Origin of the sequence: Bartonella sp. AP57NXGY (genome assembly GCF_042195805.1) — a bacterium.
Lineage (GTDB): Bacteria > Pseudomonadota > Alphaproteobacteria > Rhizobiales > Rhizobiaceae > Bartonella.
The window spans coordinates 1-698 of the sequence record NZ_JBHIOZ010000530.1; the positions used below are offsets into that span (position 1 = coordinate 1).

The window sequence follows — 698 nt, forward strand, 5'->3', positions numbered from 1 at the left end:
TATCTTTTTATTCTAAAGAAAAATCTAAATTGAGATAAACAATATGAAAAAATCAAAAACTCTTCAAACAATAATCTGGAATAAAGCTACTAAAACCTCTGCAGCTTTAACTGTATTTTTTATGGCCAATCCTGTGTTAGCCCAAGCAGTAGTTTTAGATCCTGCCAACAAAGCTTTAACTGCTCTCCAAACAGACTTGAAAGCGATTATCCCTCTTGCTGCTGCCGTGATACTTTTGTGCTTAGCAATTGGTTATGCAGGACGCTACATCGGAAAAGATACATTCGTACGGTGGGCAATCGGTGTTGTTATCGCTGGTTCAGCAACCCAACTTGCAAATATTCACAGGCGCGTAATGAGAATGAATATTAAAGTCATTCAGTATAAAATATCTTTTTATTCTAAAGAGAAATCTAAATTGAGACAAACAATATGAGACAACCAAATACCCTTCAAACAATAGTTAGAAATAGAAATATTAAAATTTCTGCAACTTTAATTATATTTTTTATGAGCAATTCTGTATATGCTCAAGTAAAATTAGCAAATGCAAAAACTGCTTTGGAGGCTTTACAGAACGACCTCATTGGAAACATTATCCCTATTGCTGCTGCTGTTATACTTTTATGCTTAGCCATTCTCTATGCAGGGCGCTACATCGAAAAGGGTACGTGTATACGATGAGCAAGCTGTGTTAT

The 698-nt window shown here is 35.0% G+C and carries 2 pseudogenes; both read left to right on the forward strand.

The features are described 5' to 3' along the window. Window positions 1-43 precede the first annotated feature (43 nt). Window positions 44-343 (forward strand): annotated as a pseudogene (gene trwL / locus ACFIL8_RS11850) (VirB2 family type IV secretion system major pilin TrwL); the annotation flags it as partial. Between the two features lie 89 nt (window positions 344-432). Then, window positions 433-681 (forward strand): annotated as a pseudogene (gene trwL, locus ACFIL8_RS11855) (VirB2 family type IV secretion system major pilin TrwL); the annotation flags it as partial. Window positions 682-698 lie beyond the last annotated feature (17 nt).